The sequence below is a fragment of the uncultured Endozoicomonas sp. genome, from assembly GCF_947495845.1.
Lineage (GTDB): Bacteria > Pseudomonadota > Gammaproteobacteria > Pseudomonadales > Endozoicomonadaceae > Endozoicomonas.
Genome location: NZ_CANMAO010000005.1, coordinates 43,430 through 68,960 on the forward strand (window position 1 = coordinate 43,430; position 25,531 = coordinate 68,960).

Genomic DNA, 25,531 nt, shown 5'->3' on the forward strand with positions numbered 1-25,531 from the left:
AAACTTCTCCACGACGATAAGCAGGAAAAACCAGAGATTATAGCGAATATACAAGGCTGACGGACAGAGAGCTGAGCAAATTAAAGTCAGGAGGCTGACATAAGACTAAGGCTGAAATCGAACGATCATTCCATCCAAGCCCATCTCTTTCTTCAATGATGCCTTTAACCGCTGGAAATCATCCGGGCGAGCTTCAGGCCCGATGTAAACCCGATAAAAATAACTGCCGTTGTCCGTTGTCACTTTATTGATATAAGCGCTATGTCCTTTCTTCTTGAGATTTTTCACAAGATTGTCAGCATTGCTTTTATCAGAGAACGTAGCCAACCTGAGAGACCAGGCTTTCAAGTGACCTTTTTCATCAGTGCCGGTATTCTGTGTCGGGATCGGGTCGGGCTCAACCTCTTGTGCCTCGTCTCTGACGGCAACCGATACCGGTTCCGCCGGCACATCAAGCTGCTCAACAAACACCGGCACTGATGGCGCCTGTAAAGGCACTGCATCATTGTCTGAGGCCAGCATTGGGTGGCTTTCTCCACCCTTAAACAGGGCTGGCGCAAGAATAATCAATAATGCCAATAATACGACAGCTCCAAACAGCCGTTGTTTCAATCCTTCGCCCAAGGCATTCTCCAGGAAAATTAAGGCTTAATACTCCACATCATTCCAAGTGTGCCGTTTCCGGTCAAGCAGGGAATGACCTTCATCAGGCAAACGTAAAGTTCAATTGACAATAACCTTCAATACAATCAGAAAAAATCAAGCTAAACTCGTTGTTTTTCCAAGTTTCAAACACGACTTTCCAGCCAGAAACTTACTGGCCGATAGCTCAATGAAGTGGTCATGAGCTATTTATTTTGAGGAACCCCTATGCAAAAACTCTCCGCCCTGCTTATTACCGGCCTGCTGAGCGCAATTTCTGTGGGGGCGGTAGCTGAGCCAGATGCCACAGCCAACAAGAATGCTGAAACGGTCATCCTAAAGGAACTGATGACTTTGGACAGCAACATTCCTGTAGAGTCTATTGCCCCAAGCCCTATCTCAGGCCTTTATGAAGTCGTCCTTAAAGGTGGGTTCGTACTTTACAGCAGTGCTTCTGGCAAACATTTGATCAAAGGTGAAATGCTGGAAATTCGTGACAACCAGCTGGTCAACCTGACAGAAGAAGTGAAAAGCAACGCTAACGCTGAACTCCTGGCCGCTTTGGATAAAGAAGACATGATCGTCTTCTCTCCTGAAGGCGAAACCAAAGGCGTCGTCTACGCATTTACCGATGTTGACTGTGGCTACTGTCGCAAATTGCATCAGGAAGTTGGCCAAATGAATAAGTTAGGTATCGAACTTCGTTATCTGGCCTTTCCCCGTGGCGGTGAACAATCACCGGCATTTCGAAAAATGACCGATGCCTGGTGCACTGCGGACCGTAAACAAGCCATGACCGATTTAAAATCCGGTCGCAGCATCAGTATTGAGGTTCAAGGCGATAAAGCCGCCTGCGAACAGATCATCAACAACCAGTACATGCTGGGAATGCAGATGGGTGTAACCGGCACCCCTGCCATGGTTCTGGAAAACGGACAGGTCATTCCCGGATACCGCCCGGCAGATGCAATTGCCCAGATGCTGAACATTAAATAGCCCATAAAAAATAGCCTGAAATACATTCAGGCTATTTTCTTAACAGCTCAATCCAACCTTCAATCTGCTTGACGAACCACCTTGAAATTATCCCACGCCTGACTGCTTGGCATCACCTCAAGACTATTAATATTAATGTGCGCCGGCTGTTGTGCAATCCAGAAGATAATATTGGCAATGTCTTCCGGCAATAATGGATTCACCCCTTTATAAAGGTTATCACTCTTATCCTGATCCCCTTTGAATCGCACGACTGAAAATTCAGTCTCACACATACCCGGCTCAAGGCTGGTCACACGAACACCGCTTCCCGCAAGATCCGAGCGAAGGTTACGGGAAAATTGTGCGACAAACGCCTTACTTCCGCCATAAACACTGGCACCGGGATAAGACCAGTTAGAGGCCACCGATGCCAAATTGATAATAGACGCCTTTGGTTGTTCACGAAGAATGGGCAGCAGTTTGTGAGTGACGTTTACCAATCCGGTGACATTGGTGTCAATCATGGTATGCCAATCGTCAAGGCTGGCTTCCCAGGCGGGCTCAGTGCCCAATGCCAGCCCTGCATTATTGACCAGCACTTCAATGTTCCGAAACGCTTCTGGCAACTCTGTCACCATGGCACTCACTGCCTCTGCGTCTCTGACATCCAGAGTCACACAATGGACAGGCACCATCGCCTTAAGCTCATCCGCCAATTGTTGTAGCCGCTCAGCACGTCGACCGGTGATAATTAACGAGTATCCATTCTGGGCAAACAATCTGGCACTGGCCAGACCAAATCCTGACGTGGCGCCCGTAATCAATACTGTGGTTGAACTCATACCCTGTCACTCCGTTTCTTCATTTATTGTGAGCAGCTTCTAAGCAGTCGTTATCATCGTCTGCAGAGTATTGATCAGCGAAAAAAATGCAAGCAGCATCATAGTCAAAAACGCAACTTGTTGAACTATCGCTGTAGTATACAGATGAAAAAGCACTTTACCGGCCAAAGCCCCTACGATGCAAAATGGTAGCAGCATAAAAAAGAGACTAAACACGGCATCGAGATCAGTAGCACCCGACAGAATTAAGGTGGCACAGAGTATAGACGTCAAAATAAAGTAAACGATTAACGTCGCACGTTGCTTTTCAAGGGAAAGTGACGAACTCATCATGTACATAATAACCGGAATACCACCGGCTGATACGGCACTCGTTGTCCAACCTGACATCACACCACAGAGCCAACGCGAACGAGTTAATAGTATGGCACGCTGAGATGGCAAATAACTGAGCAATCCCATAGCCAATATCACAACAGCCACCAGCAGCCGCAACGCTGGTTCATCCAGGGTAAACAGTAAGAAAAGACCAATGGGAATGCCTACGCTGCTGGCTATCAACAATGAGTTCAGCGTTTTAGGACAACAATGCCGCCAGCTGCCTAATAACAGCGGTAAACCAGCAACTGCATCCAGCATCAACACAGCAGGTACCGACTCAGCCACTGAATAACTTTGACCAAGTACAAGTATGGCAATAGCAGCAAAACCAAAGCCGGTATAACCACGAATCAATGCCGCCAAAAAAACGGGAGAAACCAGATACCATTCCATCAAAATTACAGCGCCACCATTGAAGACTGATGACAGTGTAACTCACTATGAAGAACGTATTTAGACACAGTTGACGTTTTCGATGGTGACAGAGAGGGTTTGATCAATTAAACCGCGACAGCAATGCCCGATCTTGCAGAATGCTCAACATGAAAAGCCAGTTTTCTTATACCAGGCTCGATCTGTTCTTTCTCTATGGCTGAAAAACCTAAACGGATGAATGGCCGCGTAGATTTTTCATCCATAAAATGGACGTCACCCGGTTCAATAATAACGCCATCGTCCATAGAGCGGCTGACAAGCTCCGATAAGTTTACCGTGTCCGGCAGCCTCAGCCAGAAAGAAGAACCACCCGCTTCCGGATTGACCAACATATCTGGCAAATAGCAATTCAGTGATGCCTTCATTATCTGCCATTTCTCAAAATAGCTTTTTCGTAATCGTTGCAGATAACTGTCAAAATACCCCATGGAAATAAACAAGGCTGCTGTCCGTTGATTATTTGCAGGCGGGTGACGGTACATCATGCGCCGAAGCATTCGGGCCTGGGTAATCACCTCTGCATCAGCCACCAGATAACCAAGCCTTAAACCATGAGAAAGGGATTTTGACAGGCTGCCCACATAAATAACACGACCATGGGCATCCAGACTTTTCAGCGCCGGGTGAGGGCGTTCCTGAAGGTTCACCTCACTGTCATAATCATCTTCGATGATCACGAAATCTTGTTCATTTGCTCTTTTGAGTAAAGCTTTACGACGCGCCATAGGCATGGTGGCATTGGTCGGCACTTGATGACTGGGCGTGACATACACATAGTCACAGCTACCCATCGTATCAGACAATGTAACGCCATCACCATCAAGGTGCAGAGGCACAACATCTGCACCATGATGGGTGAAAATATTTCTAACATCCGGATATCCGGGTTCTTCCATACCCAGTCGAGTATTCTTACCAGCCAACAGTGAAGCAAGTAGATACAACGAGTTTTGTGTGCCTACTGTGATCAATATTTCATCATTCCGAACATTGATACCCCGCTTGATCAACACCCGTTTTCTCAGTTGCTCAACAAGAAACTCATCATCACTGTCTATCAGATCGGGCATCCATGTATTTATTTCATGCTGGCTCTGAGCTAAACGACTGCACTCTCGCCACTGGCTGATCGGAAATAAAGAGTGATCGGTTTGCCCGAAAACAAAAGGGTAAGGAAAGCCCTGCCAATTTTCAGGCTTTTGTATATTTCGATAATGACTTAGGTCACTTTGCAAACGGGATGACCAGTTCAGGGAATGTCTGACATTTTCAGCTGCCGGATACAGAGAACATTTAGTCGAATAAAGGTGAGAATCTTGCTCAACATAGTGCGGGCTCACAAAATAGCCACTTCGTTCGCGTGAAACAAGATACCCCTCGTCTACCAGTTTCTCATAGACAAGCACCACCGTATTTCTGGACACCTGAAGCATGTCGGATAGTTTTCGACAGGATGGCAGGGCCTGGTCGCTGAAGTGCTGCCCAAGGATCATGGTCACCAGATGTTCTCGCAGTTGAACTTGCAAGCTTCGGCCTTTGGCAAAGTCAATGTGAAGTAAATGGTCAGTCATAAGACATCTGCCCTATCTTTTTCCAGTGCAAAGATTCTCAATCTCAGCACGGACGCATAAATTCCCTACTAAAATTACTCCCTGCAATTTTTCTGCCAATCATTATATTTTGCTGGCCTGAAAAAAAATCAAATCTGTCCCTACAACTGCCTGCTCGTAATTTCATATGTTGAAAATAAGCGCAAAACAAAAGGTAACCCACTAATGGATATTGCAGAACTAAGCCGACAGAACATCTGGCTCCATCTGACTCAACACGCCAGTTATGGCGATAAAGCGCCACCTGTCATGGTGAAAGGTGAAGGACTTAAGGTTTGGGATATTAACGGCAAAGAGTACCTGGATGCTTCTGCTGGTGGTGTCTGGACGGTCAATGTGGGTTATGGCAGAACGTCCATTGCGGATGCGGTGAAAAAACAGATAGAGACACTAAATTTCTTTGCCTCAACAACTGGCACACCGGTTGCTGCAGAGTTCAGTAAACGGTTACTGGAAAAGATGCCCGGTATGGGACGAGTCTATTTTTCAAACTCTGGTTCTGAAGCTAATGAAAAGGCTTACAAAATCGTACGACAAATTGCCCATAAGAAATACAACGGCAAGAAATACAAAATCCTATACCGTGAGCGTGACTATCACGGAACGACAATCACCTGTTTAAGCTCTACCGGCCAAAATGAACGCCGCTCCCAGTACGGACCTTTTACCCCGGGTTTTGTTGAGTTTCCCCATTGCTGTGAATACCGCAGCCAGTTCGGCGATATCGATGATTACGGTACCCGAGCCGCTGAAGCGATGGAGGAAGTCATTCTCCGTGAAGGAGCAGACACTGTGGGAGCTATTGTCATTGAGCCGATCACTGCCGGTGGTGGTGTGATCCCTCCACCGGAAAACTACCTGAAAAAGGTAGAAAAAATCTGTCGTAAATACGACATCCTGCTCCATATTGATGAAGTGGTGTGTGGCATGGGCAGAACCGGCACATGGTTTGGTTATCAGCACTACGGTATTCAACCGGACATTGTCACCATGGCAAAAGGGGTTGCCTCAGGGTACGCCGCTATCTCCTGCACCGTGACGACTGAAGCCGTTTTCAACCTGTTTAAGGAAAACCCTGGCGAGCGAGAAGATTACTTCCGGGATATCAGTACTTTTGCAGGTTGCACGGCAGGCCCAGCCGCAGCTCTGGAAAACCTTCGTATTCTGGAAGACGAGCACTTGTTGGAAAATGCCAGCCACATGGGTGAAATCCTCATGGCCGGATTACAAAACCTCAAAAACCAATACCCGGTCATTGGTGATGTTCGAGGGAAAGGCCTTTTCCTTGGCATTGAACTGGTCAAAGATCTCACCACTAAAGAGCCTGTGGATGAAAGTGTGACCATAAAAGTAGCATCACTGTGTACTGAAAAAGGCCTGCTTATTGGTCGCACGAACCGCTCAATGACCCATTTTAATAACACACTTTGCCTGAGCCCTGCTCTAACCATTAAACAATCAGAGGTCGAGCAGATTCTGAACACTCTCAATGAGGCATTTGCAGAAATATCCATTTAATTTGAAGGCACTAATTAGAAGACACCGTATTCAAACGGTGCATTACAAGACGAACGTCGTCATTAAAGCACTGTCTTGGTGCAACGAGAAATAACCACAATAAAAAGGAATCCGTCATGAGTAAACGTCCATCATTAAAACGCACATTGGGTATGACCGCATTATCCATTGGGCTGACTATTGCATCCGGAGCGAGCTTTGCTAAAGAAGTCACCATTGGCTACCAAGGCATGTTCAACCCCTGGAAGTACGCCATTGATCAGGAACTGGTCGAAAAAGAAACCGGCGTTGAGATCAAATGGCGCAAATTTGATTCCGGCGCCAAAGCCATATCCGCCATTGCCTCAGGCAGTGTGGATCTTACTGTTGCAGGCTCCAGCCCTATTGCAACGGCCGTCAGCCGTGGCGTGGATGTGGAGCTGGTGTGGATTATGGAAAACATAGCCGAAGCAGAAGCCTTGGTGGTTCGTGACGGCAGTGGGATCAAATCCCCTTCAGACCTGAAAGGAAAACGCATTGCCGTGCCGTTTGTATCCACAACCCACTATCACATGCTCTTCGCCCTGAAGGAATTTGGCCTTACGGAGAAAGACGTCAAACTGGTCAATATGCAGCCTAATGCAATCAATGCCGCCTGGGCACGAGGCGATATAGACGGCGCTTTCATCTGGGATCCGGTTCTGGGCAGCATTAAGAAAGACGGCTCCGTACTGATATCTTCAAAAGAACTCAGCAGCTGGGGTAAGCCCACTTTTGATGGACTCATTGCCAGCAAAGAGTTCACCAGCGAGTCTCCTGAATTTGTAGCCAAACTGATCAAAATCATTGCGGAAACTGATGAAATGTATCGTCAGGCTGGCGTAACTTTCTCCGTAGACCACCCTATTGCCAAGTCCGTCAATAAGGTTGTAGGGGGCGAACCAGAGCAGGTGGTCGAAGCCATGGCACTTTACGATTTCCCTACGATTCCTACTCAGGTTTCCTGTCAGTGGTTAGGCTGTAAAATGGAAGGTGGTGCCGCAAAAGCATTGCTCTATACCTCTGAGTTTTTGCTGGAAGAGAAAAAAATCAACGCCCTGCAGGAAGACTACAGTGCGTTTGTTAATCCCGCCTACGCCAACATGGCCCTTACCCTTACCAACTGATCTGGAACAACAATTGCTAAACGACAATGTCTGAGCCCTATCGGGTTCAGACATCGGTTTCAGCCCAGGAGATAATAATGAGTATGGACAAGGTATTGAAAATCCGGGATGTCTCTGTGGAGTACCCCGGGTTACAGGGAGGCACTCCGGTCACCGCCCTGTCTGGCGTCAATCTGGATATTCAACAGGGGGAACTGGTGGTCGCTCTGGGGGCTTCGGGCTGTGGCAAAACCACTCTGTTAAATCTAATTGCCGGTTTTATCCAGCCAACGGCAGGATATCTGACTCTGGGCAGCTCAACCCTCACGGGAATCCCGAGGGTTACCATGGGGAAAGAGATTGGTGATCAAATCGTAGGCCCCAGCGCAGAGCGAGGCGTGGTGTTCCAGAAAAACGCTCTGTTTCCCTGGATGAATGTGATCGAAAATACCGAGTTCGGGTTAAAGCTGCAGGGCATCCAGAAAAAAGAACGTCGGCAGCGAGCGGCAAAATACCTTGCACTGGTCGGGCTGGAAGACTTTCATGATCACAAGGTCTACCAACTGTCTGGCGGTATGCAACAGCGGGTAGGTATTGCCAGGGCATTAACGAACGACCCCAGCATTCTATTACTCGACGAGCCTTTGGGTGCCCTGGATTCATTAACCAGAGAAACCCTTCAGGAACTGCTACTGGATGCCTGGCAGGCCACCAGCAAGATGATGTTTTTTATCACTCACAGTGTGGAAGAAGCCTTGTTTATGGCATCCAGACTGATTGTTATGTCACCCCGTCCAGGGCGTATTACTCACTCATTTGACCTGAACTTCAATCACCGCTTTTTAAAGTCCCGAGATGCCCGAGCCGTGAAATCCGAGCCGGATTTCATCGCGATGCGAGAAAAAGTACTGTCCATTATCCATCAGGACGATCTCAGGGAGGCAATTTAATCATGGATACCAACACTTCGGCCATCACCAGCCAACCTCAAACAAATGAACAAAAGCCTCCTCTACTGACACGAGTGAAACAAAGAATCATCGCCAGTACCGTGAAACCGGGCAGTTACTACGGAGAACCAGGTCAGGGGGATAGCCGGCTGATTGCTGTGATGACCACCATTGCCTGTCTAATTCTGTGGCTAATAGCCACCGAGCTCGGCTGGATCAAACCGCTGTTTCTGCCCTCCCCGGTAGATGTCATTCTGCGAATGGGTGATCTTGCCAGTGATGGTTTTGCCGGTGCGTCTCTGACTGAACATATGACCGCAAGCCTTGGTCGTGTATTCGGCGCTTTCTTTCTGGCCGCATTAACAGCGATACCTGTGGGTATTATGATCGGTTGCAATGTCTGGTTTCGAGGCATATTTGACCCCATCATTGAATTTTACCGACCATTGCCTCCTCTGGCGTACCTGCCCTTGATTATCATCTGGCTGGGCATTGATGAAGCAAGTAAGGTGACGTTGATTTATCTGGCCATGTTTGCCCCCATTGCGCTCAGCGCCAGAGCGGGTGTCAGTGCGGCGAGAAGTGAACAGATACAAGCAGCCTACTCCATGGGCGCCACCAAATTGCAGGTGCTCTACCATGTGATTATCAAAAGCGCCATGCCTGAAATACTGACCGGCCTGAGAATTGGTATTGGTTTTGGCTGGACGACACTTGTCGCCTCAGAAATGGTGGCGGCTGAAGCCGGTATTGGGTTTATGGTTCTTAATGCCGCTGAATTTATGGTGACGGATGTTGTGATTGCTGGGATCATTATTATTGGTTTGATTGCCTACAGCTTTGATATGTTGATGCGACACTTAGAAACGAAACTGGTACCTTGGAAAGGTTATTAATATATGAAGCGATGTTCGATCAATTGCTATAAGCAATTGATCGAAGTGGTTCAGACAAAGCAGTGACTTCCACCAAGCTCAGTCAAATGGCACTATCTTAAAAAGATGATAAGCATACAATGGATTTCTCGAAAGCACTTAACCCGAAGGTTTGCTTTCCCCCAAAAATAGAATAGCGGCTGATTACCAAGGCTAAGTAGTTCAAACAGCATTAGCCGCCTGCAGCCGCACCTTGAGTTTTGATTATAGCTGGAACCTTCATGATAACCTCCTGCTGCTGTCGTCCTTCCAAAGAACTTTTTTCCACAGCCTTTATAAAGGCACCGCTTAATTCAACTCGCTTACATAGATCATATTGAGCATCTTTAGGAAAAACAGACAATAATAATTCTTGTTTATAGCTATAAGGTAAATGGCTATCTGCAATGACTTGAGCATAACATTCAATTATTTTCATTGCCTCATCAACACTAATATCACTAAGCGAAAGTGGAATCTCAAACTTGCACATCAATGGCTTACCATCACTGAAACCTTTAAGAATATTTTTTTTAGACAACAAATCCAGCGAATTACATTCCAAAACTTTCTTAATATACTGAACACCTAGATCAAAACGTTTAAACCCAATAAATAAAACATCAAAAATACTGACACCGTTTAGATCTACACCTATATCTAACAGCCGCTCAAAATCCGAAGACGATAATCCTACCTTATCAATAAAATCAAGGTAACTTATGAAAGAATGAGCATATCTGCATGTAACGCTATGCTGAATAGCAGTTACGCCTACCGAGTTTCTAGCTATTATTAAATTGAGCTTTTTTTCATATGACATCCCCTTTACCATATCTAAAATGTCCTTTGTTGATAAAGCACCATAACCAAAATGACTAAACATCATAGAGCTGTAGATTACATTTGCATCAAGCTTCCCAAATAAATGTACTGAAGGCTGTCCATCTTTGACATCCGACAAACTCCGTATACATGCAGTTTTCGACTTTTCAAAGTAATCCCTAGAATCCCTACGACTCATTAGACAATTTATCGTAAGCCCATGAGCATCCGACGGAGAAGATAAGGAGTATGTACAATGCACATCTGTTAAATTAGGGTCATAGAAAATCACTTTAAGACATTCTTTTTGCTTTTTAAAACGCAGAGCCATTAGATGGGAATCAGTACAGAAATAAAAACATTTTTCCTGTCCATTTCGCATCCCCCAGTACTTTACGGCAATTTTCTTAATAGCATCCTGAATAGAGTCAATGCTAAAGTAATAAGCCTCATCTGAAAGAATATTTTTCAAACTTTCAATAATGGTATCATCATTAGGTATATGAGCAGAAAATGCTTTAAGCTTTGAATGACTATTAAGCTTTGAAAATGACGATTTACCACGACCAAAGGCTCCGTCCAAATAGGCTTGAGCCAAATGCCTACACACAATCGTTTCTTTCTTATCAGCTCGTTCTACCTGACCATTTAAATCAGCTGCGAATCCTTCTTTAGATCGATACGAAGGTAACAAACTCACATTATCATCATTAAAAACCAGCCTGCACTGAACCGTTCTCTTATCGTCAATCAGTTTTCGGAGCTTATTGGCTACATAAGGTGACACCAGTCGTTCAGTCAGGCTGTCAACCTTATATAAAGTCAGCGGCTTTTGAAGTGCTTGCGAGAACCTGGCATTTTTATGCGCACAAACTAGGCGGGGTGTAACAGCATCCACGGCATTTACAGTGTAAGAGCCAAACAATGCTTTAGCGCCATTAACCAGAGTCTTAGCTACACGAACAATCAACATCGACTGTTCATGCCTGTGCCATGAGTGGGACATGGCCGGTAATACGCCAAGCTGAATTGCATCCATATAAGAAACCTTCACCGTTAACAATAGGCCTGGCCAATTTTTTAAAATTGCAGACATTCAAAGAACTTATTTAAATGAGTACTGAAGAACCATAAAAGTTCCCCTATTATTCACAAATAGAAGTCAATAGGTTATCTGGCAAAGTCATCCAGCAGGGTGTTCTCTGGTTCAACACCGTGATTTTCAAACAATTTAAAAACCGCTGCGTTCATCATGGGTGCTCCACACATGATGAATTCGCAGTCTTTCGGAGTCAGCTGATTATTGTCATGACCACCATTGCCTATCTGCTTCTGTGGCTAATAGCCACCGCGCTTGGCTGGACAACCCTGGTGGCATCTGAAATGGCCGTAGCAGAAGCTGGCATTCGGTTTATGGTTCTTAATACCACTGAATTCATGGTCACTAATGTTGCCATTGCAGGCATTATCATTATTGGTTTGATTGACTACAGCTTTGAGCTTTTTATGCACTATCTGGAAAAATGATTGGTTCCATGGAAAGGCTATTAATGAATGGTCTTTCAAGCACCCACTCTTTCATAAAACTCTAACCGTCTGATATTGCGATTGCGGGTCGTAATATCAAAAATGAAAATTATTTGAACTTTCTATCAGAAAAGACTCTAAAAAGTTTTGCTTAGAACGGTTCCTTTGTAATGTTTACAACAGTCCACCGCCCTGCTTACCGCGGTAGTGTCGATATTAGTGCAGATGCCATAAAAGATGGTGGAAAGCTTTTTATCCACTCAAAAAATGTACGGATACAAACTGCAGACTTAGAGGACCTGCAAAACTATGTTTTAATGTCTGAAAGCTATCACTCAGAAGAAGTAACCCCCGGACACCATACTGTTAAACTGTTTGACCGAGAGGTTTCACTAGAAATACCCAAGATTAATGAAGGTGACCTTGAGCGTTCATGGCGAAAGATGTTACAGAAATGGAAAGAGCAAAACCTGATTTCAGGTTATTCTATCATGGCAGAAGATAGTGGTTTTATTGGATATATCGATGTTTCCGGGCCACCAACAGTATATTCCGGTAATAAAGACAACACTCATTCTCTCTGTAGTATTTCAGGTTGTTTACATCGTGATTTCAGTGGTATTAGCGAAATTCCTGAGCAATGAGGAAAGTATACGCATGAGATCGCTGCCTGTGTCAGACAAGGACTGATCCCTTTCCTTAAACAATCTAATGTAAAAATCGATCAATGCACTATTTATGGTGATACTGACTTCCCTAAAGTAGAGATTAGGGAAGCCCCAATTGAGGGCTGTAGCACCTACGAAGATAATGTATTTTGGGGTGTACCAGTACAAAATTCAGCTAACGGTAAACCCGAGTTATCAAACGTATTAACTCAGTACGGTTTTACAAAAACAGAAATAAAGAAAGATGATGGTTTCACTGAAGTGAACTATTCATTGATTGTATAACGCTGTTAAAGCTAGACAGTAAAGCTTCAATACCAACCCTTAAAAAAAACGGCACCCTGAGGTGCCGCTTTTTTTAACATGGGACTAATGCATCAACCGCCAAAGTCATCCAGCAGGATGTTCTCTGGTTCTACGCCCTGGTCTTCCAGCAGTTTGATCACCGCTGCGTTCATCATGGGTGGTCCACACATGTAGAATTCGCAGTCTTCCGGAGCCGGATGATCCTTCAGGTAGTTATCGAACAGTACCTGATGGATAAAGCCGGTTTTACCGGTCCAGTTATCTTCTGGCTGTGGATCAGACAGCGCCAGATGCCAGGTGAAGTTTTCGTTTTCTTCTGCCAGCTTGTCGAACTCTTCTACGTAGAATGCTTCACGCAATGAACGTGCACCGTACCAGAAAGAGATCTTCCGCTTGGAAGACAAACGCTTCAACTGATCAAAGATGTGAGAACGCATTGGCGCCATACCAGCACCACCGCCCACAAAGATCATCTCGTTGTCGGTATCTTTGGCAAAGAATTCACCAAATGGACCGTACACAGCAATCTTGTCACCTGGCTTCAGGTTAAAGACGTAGGACGACATGATACCTGGCGCAAAGTCAGTGCCCGGAGGTGGTGAAGCAATACGGATATTGAACTTCAACACGCCCTTCTCTTCTGGGTAGTTCGCCATGGAGTACGCACGGATGGTGTCTTCAGTCACCGTAGACACATACTGCCACTGGTTAAACTTGTCCCAATCGCCGCGATATTCTTCAGCGATATCGAAGTTTTTGTACTCAACGGTGTGAGGAGGACATTCCAGCTGAACGTAACCACCCGCGCGGAAGTTAACGTCTTCGCCTTCTGGCAACTTCAGTACCAGCTCTTTGATGAAGGTGGCCTGGTTGTCGTTGGAAATGACTTCACATTCCCACTTCTTGACGCCGAAGAGTTCTTCTTCAACTTCAATTTCCATGTCCTGCTTAACAGCCACCTGACAGGACAGACGCCAGCCTTCTTTCTCTTCACGCTTGGTGAAGTGAGAGCGTTCGGTTGGCAGCATTTCGCCACCGCCGGACAGAATCTTACACTTACACTGAGCACAGGTACCACCACCGCCACAGGCCGATGGCAGGAATACGCCAGCGCTGGACAGAGTGTTCAACAGTTTGCCGCCGGCCGCAGTGGTGACTGCTTTGCCCGGATCTTCGTTGATACCGATGGTCACATCGCCGGTACTCACCAGCTTTGATCGGGCTGCCAGAATGACCATCACCAGCGCAAGCACGATGATGGTAAACATGGCAACGCCATAGATAATATTTAAATCCATATCGTTCCTATCCCCTTACAGCTGTACGCCAGAGAACGACAGAAAGCCCAGAGACATCAAACCCACTGTAATGAAGGTAATGCCCAGACCTTGCAGCCCCGCAGGTACATCGCTGTACTTGAGCTTTTCACGAATGCCCGCCAGAGCAGCAATCGCCAGTGCCCAACCCATGCCTGCACCAAAACCGTAAACCACAGACTCACCGAAGTTGTAGTCACGCTGAACCATGAACAGGGACGCACCCATGATGGCACAGTTTACTGTGATCAGTGGCAGGAAGACCCCCAGCGCGTTGTAGAGCGAAGGTACAAATTTATCCAGAAACATTTCCAGAATCTGTACCAGTGCCGCGATAACGCCAATGTAGGTGATCAGGCCGAGAAAACTCAGGTCAACACCGGGTACCAGGGCACCGTCTTTCAGAATATTCTGATAGATAACGTTGTTGATCGGCACGGTGATGGTCAGTACTGCAACCACCGCCACACCCAGACCCATGGCTGTTTTTACCTGCTTGGACACCGCCAGGAAGGTACACATACCCAGGAAGAAAGCCAGCGCCATGTTTTCCACGAACACTGCTTTCACAAAAAGCGAAATAAAATGTTCCATGACTTAGTGAGCCTCACTGAATTTGGTGTTCGGGGCAATTTTGAATTCTGCCGCTTCCACCTGGTCAACTTTCCAGCTGCGAATCGCCCAGATCAGTAAGCCGATCAGGAAGAAGGCAGAAGGCGCCAGCAGCATCAAACCATTAGGCAGATACCAGCCACCGTTGTTCACGGTTTTCAGAATTTCGATACCGAACAGGTTGCCCGCACCGAACAGCTCACGGAAGAAAGCCACAACCATCAGAACCGCACCGTAACCCAGACCGTTACCGAAACCATCCAGCGCCGACATAGCAGGGCCGTTCTTCATGGCGAAGGCTTCTGCACGACCCATAACGATACAGTTGGTAATAATCAGGCCTACGAATACTGACAACTGCTTGGAGATGTCAAAGGCGTAAGCTTTCAGAATCTGATCCACCACGATTACCAAAGAAGCAATAACGGTCATCTGACAGATGATACGAATGCTGTTTGGAATCTGCTTGCGAATCAGGGATACAGCAAAGTTGGAACAAGTGGTTACGCCGATAACAGCCAGGGCCATTACCAGGCTAACCTGCATGCTGGTGGTCACCGCCAGTGCCGAGCAGATACCGAGGATCTGCAGGGTAATGGGGTTATTCTTTACTACCGGTTCCAGCAGGATATCTTTGGTCTTAACAGACATTATGCATTCCCCGCTTTCAAGTTAGTCAGGAACTGTTTAAAACCAGCGTCTGACAGCCAGAATTTAATCAGGTTCGTGACACCATTAGACGTCAGTGTTGCGCCAGCCAGACCATCGATCTGGTTTGCCGCTTTCGGGCTGGAAGTGTCCACAGCGCCTTTGATCACTTGCAGAGCAACCTGACCATTAACACCGTAAATTTCTTTGCCGCTCCACTTGGCTTTCCAGATCGGGTTGCTGACTTCGCCACCCAGCCCCGGGGTTTCTGCCTGCTCGAAGAAACCAAAACCTTTCACCGTGTTCAGGTTGTTTTCCAGCGCCAGGAAACCATACATGGTAGACCACAGACCGTAGCCGTGTACCGGCAGGATCAGGGTATCCATCTTGCCGTCTTTTTCTACCAGGTAAACTTTAGCCACGTTAGCCTGACGTTTGATGCCAGCGATGTCGTCGCTGCCAGCCAGAGCCTTGGACACTTTCGGGTCTTTCGCGGCGGTACGCTGATCGTATTGATCAACGTTTTTGCCTTCGGCAGTTTCAGTGATGAACTTACCGGTTTTCAGATCCACCAGACGCGGTTTGATCTGTTTGTACAGTTCAGCCACTTCATCCACGCTCAGGGCTTTCGCGTCCTGAGTCAGACCGGAAATAGCCAGAATGTTACGCTGAACGTCCAGCTTGACGTTCTGATCCTGAATCGGCTTCAGGAACACTGCCGCCGCAGACACCAGCACTGAACAGATCAGTGACAGTACCACCGTGACCAGCAGCGTCTTTTTAATCGAATCGTTTCCCATCAGGCACGAGCCTCCCGACGCTTGATATTGGCCTCAACCACAAAGTGGTCAATCAGCGGCGCAAACAGGTTGGCAAACAGAATGGCCAGCATCATCCCTTCTGGATATGCAGGGTTTACCACACGAATCAGAACGACCATGATGCCGATCAGGATACCGTAGAACCAACGACCGGTGTTGGTCATGGACGCGGATACCGGGTCAGTGGTCATGAAGATCAAACCGAAGGCAAAACCACCCAGAACCATGTGCCAGTACCACGGCAGCTGGAACATCATGTTGGTGTCAGAACCAATCATGTTGAACAGGGTCGACAGCGCGATCATACCGATCATGGTGCCTGCAACGATTCTCCAGGAAGCAATTCCGGTAAACAGTAGAACCGCACCGCCGGCAAAAATAGCCAGAGTGGAGGTTTCACCCACAGAACCTTGCATCACACCGACGAAGGCCTGCATCCAGCTCATGGTCTGTTGCAGTGCTTCAACGCCGCCCTGTTGCGCCATGCTCAGCATGGTGGCACCGGAGAAACCGTCAACGGCGGTCCACACCAGGTCACCAGAGATTTGCGCTGGGTAGGCGAAGAAGAGGAACGCACGACCCGTCAATGCCGGGTTGAGGAAGTTCTTACCGGTACCACCGAACACTTCCTTACCGATGACAACACCGAAGGAAATACCCAGAGCCACCTGCCACAGAGGAATTGAAGGCGGAACGATCAGGGCGAACAACACCGACGTTACGAAGAAACCTTCGTTCACTTCGTGCTTACGCACTATGGCAAAAAGCACTTCCCAGAAACCACCCACAAAGAAGGTGACTGCATATATAGGCAGGAAGTAAACCGCGCCGTAGATCAGGTTGTCCCAGATACTGGCCGGATCATTACCTGCCAGCATGGCGATCAGCATACCGTGCCAGTCTGCAGGTGCAGAAAGACCACCGGCAATGGCCGTGTTCGCCTGATAACCCACGTTCCACATACCGAAGAACATGGCCGGGAAAGTACACAACCAAACGATACCCATCATGCGCTTGAGGTCAACCGCATCGCGCACGTGACTGGTGGTGTGTGTTTTATCCAGCGGCGTGTAGAAAAGTGTGTCTGCGGCTTCAAACAGCGCGTAGAACTTTTCGTATTTACCGCCCTTGACGAAATGGGGTTCCATCGAGTCAAGGAGTTTTCTTAATGGCTTCACAGATTACCCCTCCAGCTCAATTCGGGTCAGGTTGTCACGCAGCAAGGGGCCGTACTCGTATTTACCTGCACAAACGAAAGTACACAGAGCCAGATCTTCTTCTTCCAGCTCCAGTGCGCCGAGTTTTTGAGCAACTTCAGTGTCGCCAACGATAATGGCGCGCAGCAATTGCGTGGCCAGAATATCCAGAGGCATCACCTTCTCATAGTTACCCACTGGCACCATGGCACGCTCACCACCGTTAGTCGTAGTAGAGAAGTTGAACAGACGGCTCTTGCTCAGGCCAGACGTCATTACTCGCAGAATGGAGAAACGATCAACCGTTGGATTCACCCAGCCCAGGAACAAACGCTCATCGCTCTCTTCGAGAACAGACAGCTGGTTGTGATAGCGGCTCAGATACGCAAACGCACCACTGGCAGTACGACCACCAAATACGGAACCGGAAATGACCCGGCTAGTACCTGACTTCAATTCACCCGCAGTCAGTTCATCAGTATTAGCACCCAGACGAGTGCGAACCAGACGAGGCTTCTCAACCTGAGGACCGGCCAGAGCAACAACACGATCCGTAAACAGTTTACCGGTAGTGAACAATTTGCCGATGGCAATCACGTCCTGATAACCAATCTGCCATACGGTTTTGGTGGCAGACACTGGATCCAGGAAATGGATGTGCGTGCTTGGCAAACCGGCAGGGTGTGGTCCCGCAAACTCTTCGCTGTTGGCAATACCGGCAGGAATGCTGGCGCCCGGTGCTTTACACAGGAAGATTTTGCCACCGCTCAGTTTGCCCAGGATATTGATACCCTGTTCGAAGGCTTCTGCGTGCTCTTTAATCACCACTTCCGGGTTTGCCGCCAGCGGATGAGTATCAATCGCGGTCACAAAAATAGAAGAAGGACGAGATTCCAGCGCAGGCACCTTACTAAAAGGGCGGGTGCGCAGAGCAGTCCAGAGACCGGCTTCGTTCAGCAGCGCTTCAACCTGCTCAGCCGTTAAGCCAGCCAGTTCTTCTGTTTTATAGGAAGTGAAAGTTTCCTCTTCTTCCTGGCCGCTTTCTGAGGACTCTACGTCGATCACCACGGACTGCAAAATCCGTTTCTCGCCACGATTTATGGCAGCAACTGTACCGCCAGCCAAGGCGGTGTACCGGATACCCGGTGTTTTCTTGTCGGTAAAGAGCAGTTGCCCTTTTTTAACTCGATCTCCCACAGCAACCGCCATCGTAGGCTTCATGCCTACGTAGTCCGAGCCGATTACGGCGACAGAACGTGCTGTTCTGCCTTCCGAGATAATCTGCTCAGGCGATCCTGAGATCGGGAGATCCAGCCCCTGTTTGATTTTGATCATACCTTTCGCCTAATCAATCAAGTTGAGGTCAGGAGTAACCCGTCTCTCCGGTGTGCTGGAACTGCCATACAGGGTTTTACGACAGGTGTTCTGTGTATTGAGTGTGCTCAATAAGCGCTCAACCACGAATAGAACTTGCGTCACAAAATCAGAGTAATTCCGGGGGACGTCGTCAGAAGTAGGCTTGAGAAATGGGAGAAGAGTTTACAGGCAATATCAAACCCTGAATTACGACAGGGACTACAGCAGTGCCATCTCTATACCCTTTCTCAAGGCTACTGCTGCGCGGCCATACCGGAAAGCCACTGACCATCCGTACAGACATAACAAAACCCGCCACAAAGCAGCAGGTCTCTATTGGCAATCAGATAGACATGCACCGCAATTTAGAACTTATGTTCCTTATCTTTAGTGGAAACATGATCGGAAATTCCGTATCTGAGCCGTAATTCGCAACATCACCGATGAAATTGGTGGCGCAATTATAAAGAGACTGGAGAGGATATGCCATACTGAGTGACAGGTTATTTCACCTGCAGTACTTATTTACACAGACACTTATATTCTGAGGACATTTTTCGAAAGCCTTGCAACGAAACACGTTTACCACACCGCACACCAACGTCAAGACATAAACACATTTTTAGACTGCAGTATTGAAGAGGTTAAAGAAATTCTCACTCGTCACTCGCCCTAACTCTCTTTCATCAACACCTTTCAACTCAGCGATATAGCGAGCAACTTCAACAACAAACTTTGGCTCATTAGGCTTCCCACGATGAGGCACTGGCGCGAGATAGGGTGAGTCTGTTTCTATCAAAAGACGATCCATAGGAAGATATTTCACAACCTCTCTTAGTTCTGACGCATTTCGAAACGTTGCAATACCAGATATGGAAATATAGTAACCCAAGTCCAGCGCAGCAGTGGCCATTTCAAGACTTTCCGTAAAGCAATGCAAAACGCCAGCACTCTCTCTTGAGCCATGCTCTCGAATAAAGTCGATGGTATCCTCTCTGGCATCCCGAGTATGAACAACCACGGGCAGCTTCAGTTCCGACGCCAGTTGTAAGTGATTAATAAACGACTGCCGCTGAATAGCCTGCAAACCTTCGCTGTCGGCGTAGTAGTAATCAAGCCCGGTCTCACCAATTGCCACCACTTTTTTATGAGTGGCCAGTTTTTTTACTACCTCTATATCGGGTACCAACTCTTTGCAATCCAGAGGGTGAACCCCCACGGAAGCAAATACATCGTCGTATTGTTCAGCCAAAGCAACCACTGTTGGTGCATTTTCCAGATCAATACCGATACAAAGCATCCGACTGACACCTGCATCTCTTGCTGCCTGCACAGCAAGATCCAGATCACCGTTGTAAGCAGTGAGATCCAGACGATCAAGGTGACAATGGGAATCGATATACATAATGAATCCTAATGAAAAACACGGTCGGTTAGCTGACTAATAAAGGAGAATTGAGCTTTTACCACAATAGATAAAAGCCCAAGGCATGAGAAGGGTCCGAAATCACATGGTATTGGTAGGACGATCCGAATTCAGAGCACCAGCAATATACGTCTCAATCTTAGTTCTGACGTTATCAGTAGGGTCATTAAACTGAATACCCACACCCGCCTGACGGCCACTCTGAGCCCCCGCCGGTGTAATCCACACCACTTTACCCGGCACCGGAATCTTTTCCGCTTCGTCCATCAGAGTCAGACGAATAAAAACATCGTCCCCCAATGCATAGCGCTTGGCTGTGGGTACAAACAGACCACCACCGGTGATATATGGCATATACGATTCATAAAGTGATGCCGTGTCTCTGATGGTCAGCGACATCAACCCCTGCATTCCTTTTCCCATCTCCCCTCTCCTCTTTAACCTTAAAGTGCCAATTCCAGATAATCACTGAACACGCCCTCCAGCAGCATCTGGCTGTTGAGGTTAGCGCCTTCCTGCAATTGCTGCCGCTGCAGCATAATACGATCTCGAACCTTAACCAGCCTCGGCGCATCTGCCTTTTTAGCGAGATAACCAATCATCCGATTTACGTCACGATTCCTGACAAGGCTCTCATCGGCCGTCAGCTTCAGTTTTACAGCATCATCCAGCCAACTTCCGAGCCAGCCAAGCAATGAAATAAGGTCACCGGCATGCTGCTCTTTGGCCAGTTCCACCGGCGTTAAATTACCACGAAACAGCTCAGGCATAACATTGATCAGGTGCCCGCGAAGCTCAAGTACATTCTGGTCGAACATATTTCTCGCCAGCACCGGCGAACCACAGGACAACGACAATAGCTGATCAATAGTTTGAGCATCTGCAATATGATCACTCAGCCACTGTTTTGCCAGAGATAGATCCGGCACTGGAAACATCACCAGCTGGCAGCGGCTGCGAATGGTGGCCAGCATATCCCCGGCTCGGGCACTGACCAGAAGAAACAGTGTATTATCGCCCGGCTCCTCAAGGCTTTTTAGCAACGCATTGGCAGCGTTCACATTCATGGCTTCTGCCGGATTAATAATAATCACCCGTCGCCCACCTTGCTGAGCCGTTTTTCTGGCAAACTCGTTAATACATCGGATCTGGTCAATTTTTATGGGCTTACCAGAAGACTCTGGTTCAATTACCAAAACATCCGGGTGAGTGCCCGCTTGCAACAGGTCGCAGCTTTTGCAATGTCCACAAGCGTAGCCGCCAGAAGGTGTATGACATAAAACCCGCGACATCAATGCCTGAGAAAAAGCACCTTTGCCCACACCCAAAGCCCCTTTCAATAACAAGGCGTGAGGCAATGCGTCTGATCGCATTCTGCGCAACAGCGACTTCCACTGACTTTCCTGCCAGGGCAGCGGCTTCTGCGCAAAGTAACTGACGGCTTCTGCTTTATCTTTACTCAAGACCAATAACCTTTATTCGCGACCAGCCAATCGTACACTTAATGCCCGGATAATCTGTTCACGTACCTGGGCAATGGACTCACCACCATTGATCACAATGTACTGTTCTGGAAATCGCCTGGCACGATCCAGGTAAACCTGACGCACCCGATAAAAGAAGTCGATGGCTTCCTGCTCAATACGATCAAGTGATCCACCCTGCTGCTCTGCCCGCCCTCTGGCGCGAGCCAACCCTACTTCTGGCTCAATATCCAGCAGCAAGGTCATATCCGGACGACGATCGCCTTGTACTAATTGTTCCAATGTCGCTATGCGTGACGCATCAATACCACGACCACCACCCTGATAGGCATAAGTGGCATCGGTGAAACGATCACACACCACCACTTTGCCACTGGCTAAAGCCGGCTCAATATTCTCATTCAGATTTTGACAACGTGCGGCAAACACCATTAACAGCTCTGTGGTATCGCTCACTCGCTCATCGTGCTCCGCCAGCACCAGACTTCTCAACTGCTCCGCCAACAGTGTACCGCCCGGTTCGCGGGTTTCAATAAAATCATGCCCCGCCTTGGCCAGCCACTCCAGCACCACACCTTTGGCCGTGGTTTTACCAGCGCCTTCGCAGCCTTCTATGGTCAGAAAAAAACCCATTAAATTCTCTTATACACTCAATTTATTGATCGATGGTAGTGTCTTGCGTTAGCTCTTGCACCGAGGAACGGTAATCCTTGCGCCGCTCGGTAATTTGGTACTTTCTAACAGCTCGGTTATGTTCAACCAAAGTGTTCGAGAATTGATGCGTACCGTCTCCCCGGGCAACAAAATACAATGCACTGCCATCGGATGGATTTAACGCCGCCTGAATCGCTTCACGCCCAACGGTGGCAATAGGCGTCGGTGGTAGTCCATGAATCACATAGGTATTGTAATCCGTTGCCTCCCGCAGATGACGACGACTTAACCCACCCTGATAACGATCGCCCATACCGTAAATAACGGTAGGATCTGTTTGCAAACGCATGCCTTTATTAAGACGACGAACAAACACACCCGCAATATCAGGCCGCTCAGAAGGCACACCAGTTTCCTTCTCAATAATGGAGGCCATAATCAGCGCTTCATAAGGTGTCTTATAAGGTACCCCTTTGACCCGAGCCTGCCACTCTTCCTGCAATACCGCATTCAATTTTTTATTAGCGCGCTGCAAAATAGAAGCGACAGAAGCGCCCGATTCAAAACTGTAAGTATCCGCGTAAAACTGCCCTTCAAGGTGACTGCCTTTCGATGCCCCCTCGATAGAATCTGAAATCACAGTAGCCAACTCATTCAACTGAACAGGGTTACTCAGTTTCGGCTGCTGATTTAAGTCAGCGAGCAACTCCTTCAACGTAAAACCTTCCACCAGCGTGACATTATAATAATGCACATCGCCCTGCACGAGCATGGTCAACAGCTCACCATTACTGATATCCGGTGCGATCAAGTACTCACCCGCATGAATATCCGTGGCCACACCACGCACTCGCGCCAACAACTCAAACAACCCCGGATACTTGATCACCCGATCATTAGTCAGGCGTCGCACAATTCGCCCCAGAGAGTCTCCCCGTTCAACCACAAATTCAGAATCAGCGGTGGACAATACTTTCTGTTGACTGTACCAGCTCATTCCATACCAGCCAGCTCCCGCAGCCATCATGGCCAGCAACAGAGCAACAGCAGCCAGTAACAATAACTTTTTAAGCATTCAATTCTTCCTGAACCCGACGACGTATCTCAAGGGTAACCGGCCCCATTTCCCAGTTTATCTGATTATATTCCACTACCGGCCAGACACCATTCACGCTATTACAAAGAAACAACTCTGCCGCAATGTCCGCCAAACGACTCTCTGCCAGATGCTGCTCCGAAACCAATAATCCCATTTCATGGGCGATATTCATAATAAGCTGACGACACACGCCTTTTACACCACTAAACGACAAATCTGGTGTAATAAGTTCGCCATCGTGAGTCACTACAAACAGGTTGCTCATTGTGCCTTCAATGACATGGCCGGAAAAATCACACACCAAACCTTCATCGTAAGCGGTGCCCGACCACTCACTTCTTGCCATCACCTGCTCAAGACGATTCAAATGTTTTATACCCGCCAGCGCGCTTTGACCAAGCCGGAGCTCGCAAGCAAACAGCTTTGCGCCACAAATGGATGGATCTGGATCTCTAATCGGAAGAGGATGAATAGACAAAATTCGCCTTATATCATGACAATCTTCCGGATTATACCCTCTTCCACCGCTGCCACGAGTGACCGTCACTTTTAACACACCAGTCTCCACTGATGACGACGCCAGAAAAGCATCCACCTCACGAGTTAACTCAGCCAGATTCAGATTGATAGTTAGACGACGGCAACCCTGAACCAAACGCTCCCAGTGTAATCCCGCCAGAGTTGGCAACCCGCCAGATACCCTGATTGTTTCGAAAAGCCCATCGCCATAGGCCAATCCACGATCCGATACCGAGAGTTCGGATTGAGGCTGGCCATTAACCCATATCAGCGGAGTACTCAAAAGCTTACCCCTGATTTTCCAGCTTGGAGAACGCCAATGTGACATTGGTTCCGCCGAAGCCGAAAGAGTTAGAAAGTACGTGATTAATCACCATCGGCCTGGCCACATGGGGAACGTAATCCAAATCACACCCTTCTCCAGGCGTATCGAGATTAATCGTTGGCGGTGCCACTTGATCCATCAATGATTGAATACTGAACACAGCCTCCACAGCACCAGCAGCGCCCAGCAAATGCCCGGTCATGGACTTTGTTGAACTCACGGCAAGATGATTAGCGTGTGCACCAAAGACAGTGTGAATAGCCCGGGTTTCTGCAACGTCACCGGTGGGCGTTGATGTACCGTGAGCATTAATATAATCCACATCTTGCGGTGCCAAACCCGCATCTTCAATAGCGGACTGCATGGCACGAGCTGCACCACGACCATCTTCCGGTGGCGATGTAATGTGCCAGGCATCGCCACTCATACCAATGCCGCTGAGCTCTGCGTATATTTTTGCGCCACGGGCAACCGCATGTTCGTACTCTTCCAACACCAGAATACCCGCACCATCACCCAACACAAATCCATCGCGATCCGCATCCCAGGGGCGACTGGCTTTCTCTGGCGCCTCATTGCGTGCAGACAACGCTCTGGCGGCAGCAAAACCAGTAATGCCGAGAGCTGAAGACCCCTTTTCTGCGCCGCCAGCCACCATTACATCGGCATCGCCATAAGCGATAATGCGAGCAGCCATGGCAATGGCATGACTCCCTGTGGCGCAGGCTGTTGAGGTAGCAAAGTTCGGCCCCTGAAAATTGAACTTCATGGACACCCAACCTGCCGCCATATTGATAACCGCCGCTGGAATAAAGAACGGAGATATACGTCGAGAGCCGCTTTTTAGCAACGTTTCATGATTCTGTTCAATCGTGGTAAGACCACCAACCCCCGAACCAATCGCAACACCATAACGATGAGCGTCTTCGTCAGGCACTATCAGCCCCGCATCAGAGATGGCTTCTGCCGCTGCAGCAAAACCATACTGAATAAAGCCATCCATTTTCCGGGCATCTTTTGAATCCATGCACTCTGATGGATCAAAGTCCTTAATGGCACCGCAAATGCGTACACCGAACTTGTCTGCTTCAAGGTGTGTAATTGGATGGATACCACTAACGCCCTCCAAAAGAGAGGACCAACTGGTTTTCACATTGTTGCCAACCGGAGTTACCGCCCCCATTCCAGTGACAACCACTCTTCTGCGCATCCGCTGCTGCGATCTGCCTGTATTCTTTGTATCCGACAAGACGGAAGCTCCTAGTAGCCTGTCGTATAAATGACATGAGGCATTATTGTAGCACTGTCATCCATTCTTCTATCAACACAGGCGTTTAAAACAAGAGTAAAAAGCG

Annotated in this window: 25 protein-coding genes; 7 read left to right on the forward strand and 18 right to left on the reverse strand. The window is 47.9% G+C overall.

Features of this window, described 5'->3' with window-relative positions:
- Positions 1-105 precede the first annotated feature (105 nt).
- On the reverse strand, positions 106-624 hold the full coding sequence (locus Q1B11_RS05655) for an SPOR domain-containing protein (RefSeq protein ID WP_299728909.1): 519 nt from the start codon (positions 622-624) through the stop codon (positions 106-108).
- A gap of 246 nt (positions 625-870) precedes the next feature.
- Between Q1B11_RS05655 and Q1B11_RS05660 the strand changes: the two genes are divergently transcribed.
- Positions 871-1,638: a DsbC family protein gene (locus Q1B11_RS05660; protein WP_299728912.1), complete on the forward strand. Its 768-nt coding sequence runs from the start codon at positions 871-873 to the stop codon at positions 1,636-1,638.
- 59 nt (positions 1,639-1,697) lie between these two features.
- Here Q1B11_RS05660 and Q1B11_RS05665 read toward each other — a convergent pair whose 3' ends face one another.
- From Q1B11_RS05665 to Q1B11_RS05675, 3 genes are all read right to left on the reverse strand, one after another.
- The gene (locus Q1B11_RS05665) at positions 1,698-2,462 is read right to left on the reverse strand and encodes an SDR family oxidoreductase (protein ID WP_299728915.1); all 765 of its coding nucleotides are present in this window, start codon (positions 2,460-2,462) and stop codon (positions 1,698-1,700) included.
- Positions 2,463-2,501: 39 nt separating this feature from the next.
- The gene (locus tag Q1B11_RS05670; RefSeq protein ID WP_299728918.1) at positions 2,502-3,236 is read right to left on the reverse strand and encodes a sulfite exporter TauE/SafE family protein; all 735 of its coding nucleotides are present in this window, start codon (positions 3,234-3,236) and stop codon (positions 2,502-2,504) included.
- A gap of 107 nt (positions 3,237-3,343) precedes the next feature.
- A complete protein-coding gene (locus Q1B11_RS05675) occupies positions 3,344-4,849 on the reverse strand; it encodes a PLP-dependent aminotransferase family protein (protein WP_299728921.1) in 1,506 nt (501 codons plus the stop codon).
- 204 nt (positions 4,850-5,053) lie between these two features.
- Between Q1B11_RS05675 and Q1B11_RS05680 the strand changes: the two genes are divergently transcribed.
- The 4 genes from Q1B11_RS05680 to Q1B11_RS05695 all read left to right on the forward strand — a co-directional run bounded on the left by Q1B11_RS05680 (position 5,054) and on the right by Q1B11_RS05695 (position 9,376).
- Entirely contained in the window at positions 5,054-6,406 is a 1,353-nt protein-coding gene (locus tag Q1B11_RS05680) for an aminotransferase class III-fold pyridoxal phosphate-dependent enzyme (protein WP_299728938.1), read from the forward strand.
- 116 nt (positions 6,407-6,522) lie between these two features.
- On the forward strand, positions 6,523-7,551 hold the full coding sequence (tauA, locus tag Q1B11_RS05685; RefSeq protein WP_299728941.1) for a taurine ABC transporter substrate-binding protein: 1,029 nt from the start codon (positions 6,523-6,525) through the stop codon (positions 7,549-7,551).
- A 77-nt stretch (positions 7,552-7,628) separates the two neighbouring features.
- Complete coding sequence (locus tag Q1B11_RS05690) at positions 7,629-8,480, forward strand: taurine ABC transporter ATP-binding protein (protein WP_366139435.1); 852 nt, start codon at positions 7,629-7,631, stop codon at positions 8,478-8,480.
- Positions 8,481-8,482: 2 nt separating this feature from the next.
- On the forward strand, positions 8,483-9,376 hold the full coding sequence (locus tag Q1B11_RS05695) for an ABC transporter permease subunit (protein WP_299728944.1): 894 nt from the start codon (positions 8,483-8,485) through the stop codon (positions 9,374-9,376).
- A 211-nt stretch (positions 9,377-9,587) separates the two neighbouring features.
- Here the strand turns inward: Q1B11_RS05695 and Q1B11_RS05700 are convergent, their stop codons facing one another.
- Positions 9,588-11,315 carry a ShET2/EspL2 family type III secretion system effector toxin gene (locus tag Q1B11_RS05700; protein WP_299728947.1) on the reverse strand — a complete coding sequence of 576 codons (1,728 nt, stop codon included), beginning with the start codon at positions 11,313-11,315 and terminating at the stop codon, positions 9,588-9,590.
- 212 nt (positions 11,316-11,527) lie between these two features.
- On the opposite strand from Q1B11_RS05700, the gene Q1B11_RS05705 reads away from it, so the two are divergent.
- Positions 11,528-11,746 carry a hypothetical protein gene (locus Q1B11_RS05705; protein ID WP_299728950.1) on the forward strand — a complete coding sequence of 73 codons (219 nt, stop codon included), beginning with the start codon at positions 11,528-11,530 and terminating at the stop codon, positions 11,744-11,746.
- 170 nt (positions 11,747-11,916) lie between these two features.
- Positions 11,917-12,390 carry a hypothetical protein gene (locus Q1B11_RS05710; RefSeq protein WP_299728953.1) on the forward strand — a complete coding sequence of 158 codons (474 nt, stop codon included), beginning with the start codon at positions 11,917-11,919 and terminating at the stop codon, positions 12,388-12,390.
- 401 nt (positions 12,391-12,791) lie between these two features.
- On the opposite strand, the gene nqrF is transcribed toward Q1B11_RS05710, so the two are convergent.
- The 13 genes from nqrF to fabF all read right to left on the reverse strand — a co-directional run bounded on the left by nqrF (position 12,792) and on the right by fabF (position 25,386).
- The gene (gene nqrF / locus Q1B11_RS05715) at positions 12,792-14,018 is read right to left on the reverse strand and encodes an NADH:ubiquinone reductase (Na(+)-transporting) subunit F (protein ID WP_299728956.1); all 1,227 of its coding nucleotides are present in this window, start codon (positions 14,016-14,018) and stop codon (positions 12,792-12,794) included.
- 15 nt (positions 14,019-14,033) lie between these two features.
- Positions 14,034-14,630 carry an NADH:ubiquinone reductase (Na(+)-transporting) subunit E gene (gene nqrE / locus Q1B11_RS05720; protein ID WP_067521063.1) on the reverse strand — a complete coding sequence of 199 codons (597 nt, stop codon included), beginning with the start codon at positions 14,628-14,630 and terminating at the stop codon, positions 14,034-14,036.
- Between the two features lie 3 nt (positions 14,631-14,633).
- Positions 14,634-15,299: an NADH:ubiquinone reductase (Na(+)-transporting) subunit D gene (locus Q1B11_RS05725; RefSeq protein ID WP_299728963.1), complete on the reverse strand. Its 666-nt coding sequence runs from the start codon at positions 15,297-15,299 to the stop codon at positions 14,634-14,636.
- On the reverse strand, positions 15,299-16,096 hold the full coding sequence (locus Q1B11_RS05730) for a Na(+)-translocating NADH-quinone reductase subunit C (protein WP_299728966.1): 798 nt from the start codon (positions 16,094-16,096) through the stop codon (positions 15,299-15,301). Before Q1B11_RS05730 ends, Q1B11_RS05725 begins: the two co-directional genes overlap by 1 nt.
- Positions 16,096-17,295: an NADH:ubiquinone reductase (Na(+)-transporting) subunit B gene (locus Q1B11_RS05735; protein WP_299728969.1), complete on the reverse strand. Its 1,200-nt coding sequence runs from the start codon at positions 17,293-17,295 to the stop codon at positions 16,096-16,098. The genes Q1B11_RS05730 and Q1B11_RS05735 overlap by 1 nt, the downstream gene beginning before the upstream one ends.
- A 3-nt stretch (positions 17,296-17,298) precedes the next feature.
- A complete protein-coding gene (locus Q1B11_RS05740; RefSeq protein ID WP_299728972.1) occupies positions 17,299-18,648 on the reverse strand; it encodes a Na(+)-translocating NADH-quinone reductase subunit A in 1,350 nt (449 codons plus the stop codon).
- 643 nt (positions 18,649-19,291) lie between these two features.
- Complete coding sequence (locus Q1B11_RS05745; RefSeq protein WP_299728975.1) at positions 19,292-20,074, reverse strand: TatD family hydrolase; 783 nt, start codon at positions 20,072-20,074, stop codon at positions 19,292-19,294.
- Between the two features lie 102 nt (positions 20,075-20,176).
- Positions 20,177-20,518, reverse strand: coding sequence for a PilZ domain-containing protein (locus Q1B11_RS05750; protein WP_299728978.1), 342 nt, complete (start codon positions 20,516-20,518; stop codon positions 20,177-20,179).
- Positions 20,519-20,538: 20 nt separating this feature from the next.
- Positions 20,539-21,558 (reverse strand): DNA polymerase III subunit delta', encoded by a 1,020-nt coding sequence (locus Q1B11_RS05755; RefSeq protein WP_299728981.1) that lies wholly within the window; start codon positions 21,556-21,558, stop codon positions 20,539-20,541.
- A 12-nt stretch (positions 21,559-21,570) separates the two neighbouring features.
- Complete coding sequence (gene tmk / locus Q1B11_RS05760) at positions 21,571-22,212, reverse strand: dTMP kinase (RefSeq protein WP_299728984.1); 642 nt, start codon at positions 22,210-22,212, stop codon at positions 21,571-21,573.
- 22 nt (positions 22,213-22,234) lie between these two features.
- Positions 22,235-23,308, reverse strand: coding sequence for an endolytic transglycosylase MltG (gene mltG / locus Q1B11_RS05765; protein WP_299728987.1), 1,074 nt, complete (start codon positions 23,306-23,308; stop codon positions 22,235-22,237).
- The gene (gene pabC / locus Q1B11_RS05770; protein ID WP_299728990.1) at positions 23,301-24,134 is read right to left on the reverse strand and encodes an aminodeoxychorismate lyase; all 834 of its coding nucleotides are present in this window, start codon (positions 24,132-24,134) and stop codon (positions 23,301-23,303) included. Before pabC ends, mltG begins: the two co-directional genes overlap by 8 nt.
- Positions 24,135-24,138: 4 nt before the next feature.
- Positions 24,139-25,386, reverse strand: coding sequence for a beta-ketoacyl-ACP synthase II (fabF, locus tag Q1B11_RS05775; RefSeq protein WP_299729302.1), 1,248 nt, complete (start codon positions 25,384-25,386; stop codon positions 24,139-24,141).
- Between the last annotated feature and the right edge of the window lie 145 nt (positions 25,387-25,531).

Bases quoted from the DNA above. Each gene is read 5' to 3' on its own strand.
- Q1B11_RS05660 (WP_299728912.1), top strand. From the start codon at position 871: ATGCAAAAACTCTCCGCCCTGCTTATTACCGGCCTGCTGAGCGCAATT.
- Q1B11_RS05665 (WP_299728915.1), bottom strand. From the start codon at position 2,462: ATGAGTTCAACCACAGTATTGATTACGGGCGCCACGTCAGGATTTGGT.
- Q1B11_RS05670 (WP_299728918.1), bottom strand. From the start codon at position 3,236: ATGGAATGGTATCTGGTTTCTCCCGTTTTTTTGGCGGCATTGATTCGT.
- Q1B11_RS05675 (WP_299728921.1), bottom strand. From the start codon at position 4,849: ATGACTGACCATTTACTTCACATTGACTTTGCCAAAGGCCGAAGCTTG.
- Q1B11_RS05680 (WP_299728938.1), top strand. From the start codon at position 5,054: ATGGATATTGCAGAACTAAGCCGACAGAACATCTGGCTCCATCTGACT.
- tauA (WP_299728941.1), top strand. From the start codon at position 6,523: ATGAGTAAACGTCCATCATTAAAACGCACATTGGGTATGACCGCATTA.
- Q1B11_RS05690 (WP_366139435.1), top strand. From the start codon at position 7,629: ATGAGTATGGACAAGGTATTGAAAATCCGGGATGTCTCTGTGGAGTAC.
- Q1B11_RS05695 (WP_299728944.1), top strand. From the start codon at position 8,483: ATGGATACCAACACTTCGGCCATCACCAGCCAACCTCAAACAAATGAA.
- Q1B11_RS05700 (WP_299728947.1), bottom strand. From the start codon at position 11,315: ATGTCTGCAATTTTAAAAAATTGGCCAGGCCTATTGTTAACGGTGAAG.
- Q1B11_RS05705 (WP_299728950.1), top strand. From the start codon at position 11,528: ATGACCACCATTGCCTATCTGCTTCTGTGGCTAATAGCCACCGCGCTT.
- Q1B11_RS05710 (WP_299728953.1), top strand. From the start codon at position 11,917: ATGTTTACAACAGTCCACCGCCCTGCTTACCGCGGTAGTGTCGATATT.
- nqrF (WP_299728956.1), bottom strand. From the start codon at position 14,018: ATGGATTTAAATATTATCTATGGCGTTGCCATGTTTACCATCATCGTG.
- nqrE (WP_067521063.1), bottom strand. From the start codon at position 14,630: ATGGAACATTTTATTTCGCTTTTTGTGAAAGCAGTGTTCGTGGAAAAC.
- Q1B11_RS05725 (WP_299728963.1), bottom strand. From the start codon at position 15,299: ATGTCTGTTAAGACCAAAGATATCCTGCTGGAACCGGTAGTAAAGAAT.
- Q1B11_RS05730 (WP_299728966.1), bottom strand. From the start codon at position 16,096: ATGGGAAACGATTCGATTAAAAAGACGCTGCTGGTCACGGTGGTACTG.
- Q1B11_RS05740 (WP_299728972.1), bottom strand. From the start codon at position 18,648: ATGATCAAAATCAAACAGGGGCTGGATCTCCCGATCTCAGGATCGCCT.
- Q1B11_RS05745 (WP_299728975.1), bottom strand. From the start codon at position 20,074: ATGTATATCGATTCCCATTGTCACCTTGATCGTCTGGATCTCACTGCT.
- Q1B11_RS05750 (WP_299728978.1), bottom strand. From the start codon at position 20,518: ATGGGAAAAGGAATGCAGGGGTTGATGTCGCTGACCATCAGAGACACG.
- tmk (WP_299728984.1), bottom strand. From the start codon at position 22,212: ATGGGTTTTTTTCTGACCATAGAAGGCTGCGAAGGCGCTGGTAAAACC.
- mltG (WP_299728987.1), bottom strand. From the start codon at position 23,308: ATGCTTAAAAAGTTATTGTTACTGGCTGCTGTTGCTCTGTTGCTGGCC.
- fabF (WP_299729302.1), bottom strand. From the start codon at position 25,386: ATGCGCAGAAGAGTGGTTGTCACTGGAATGGGGGCGGTAACTCCGGTT.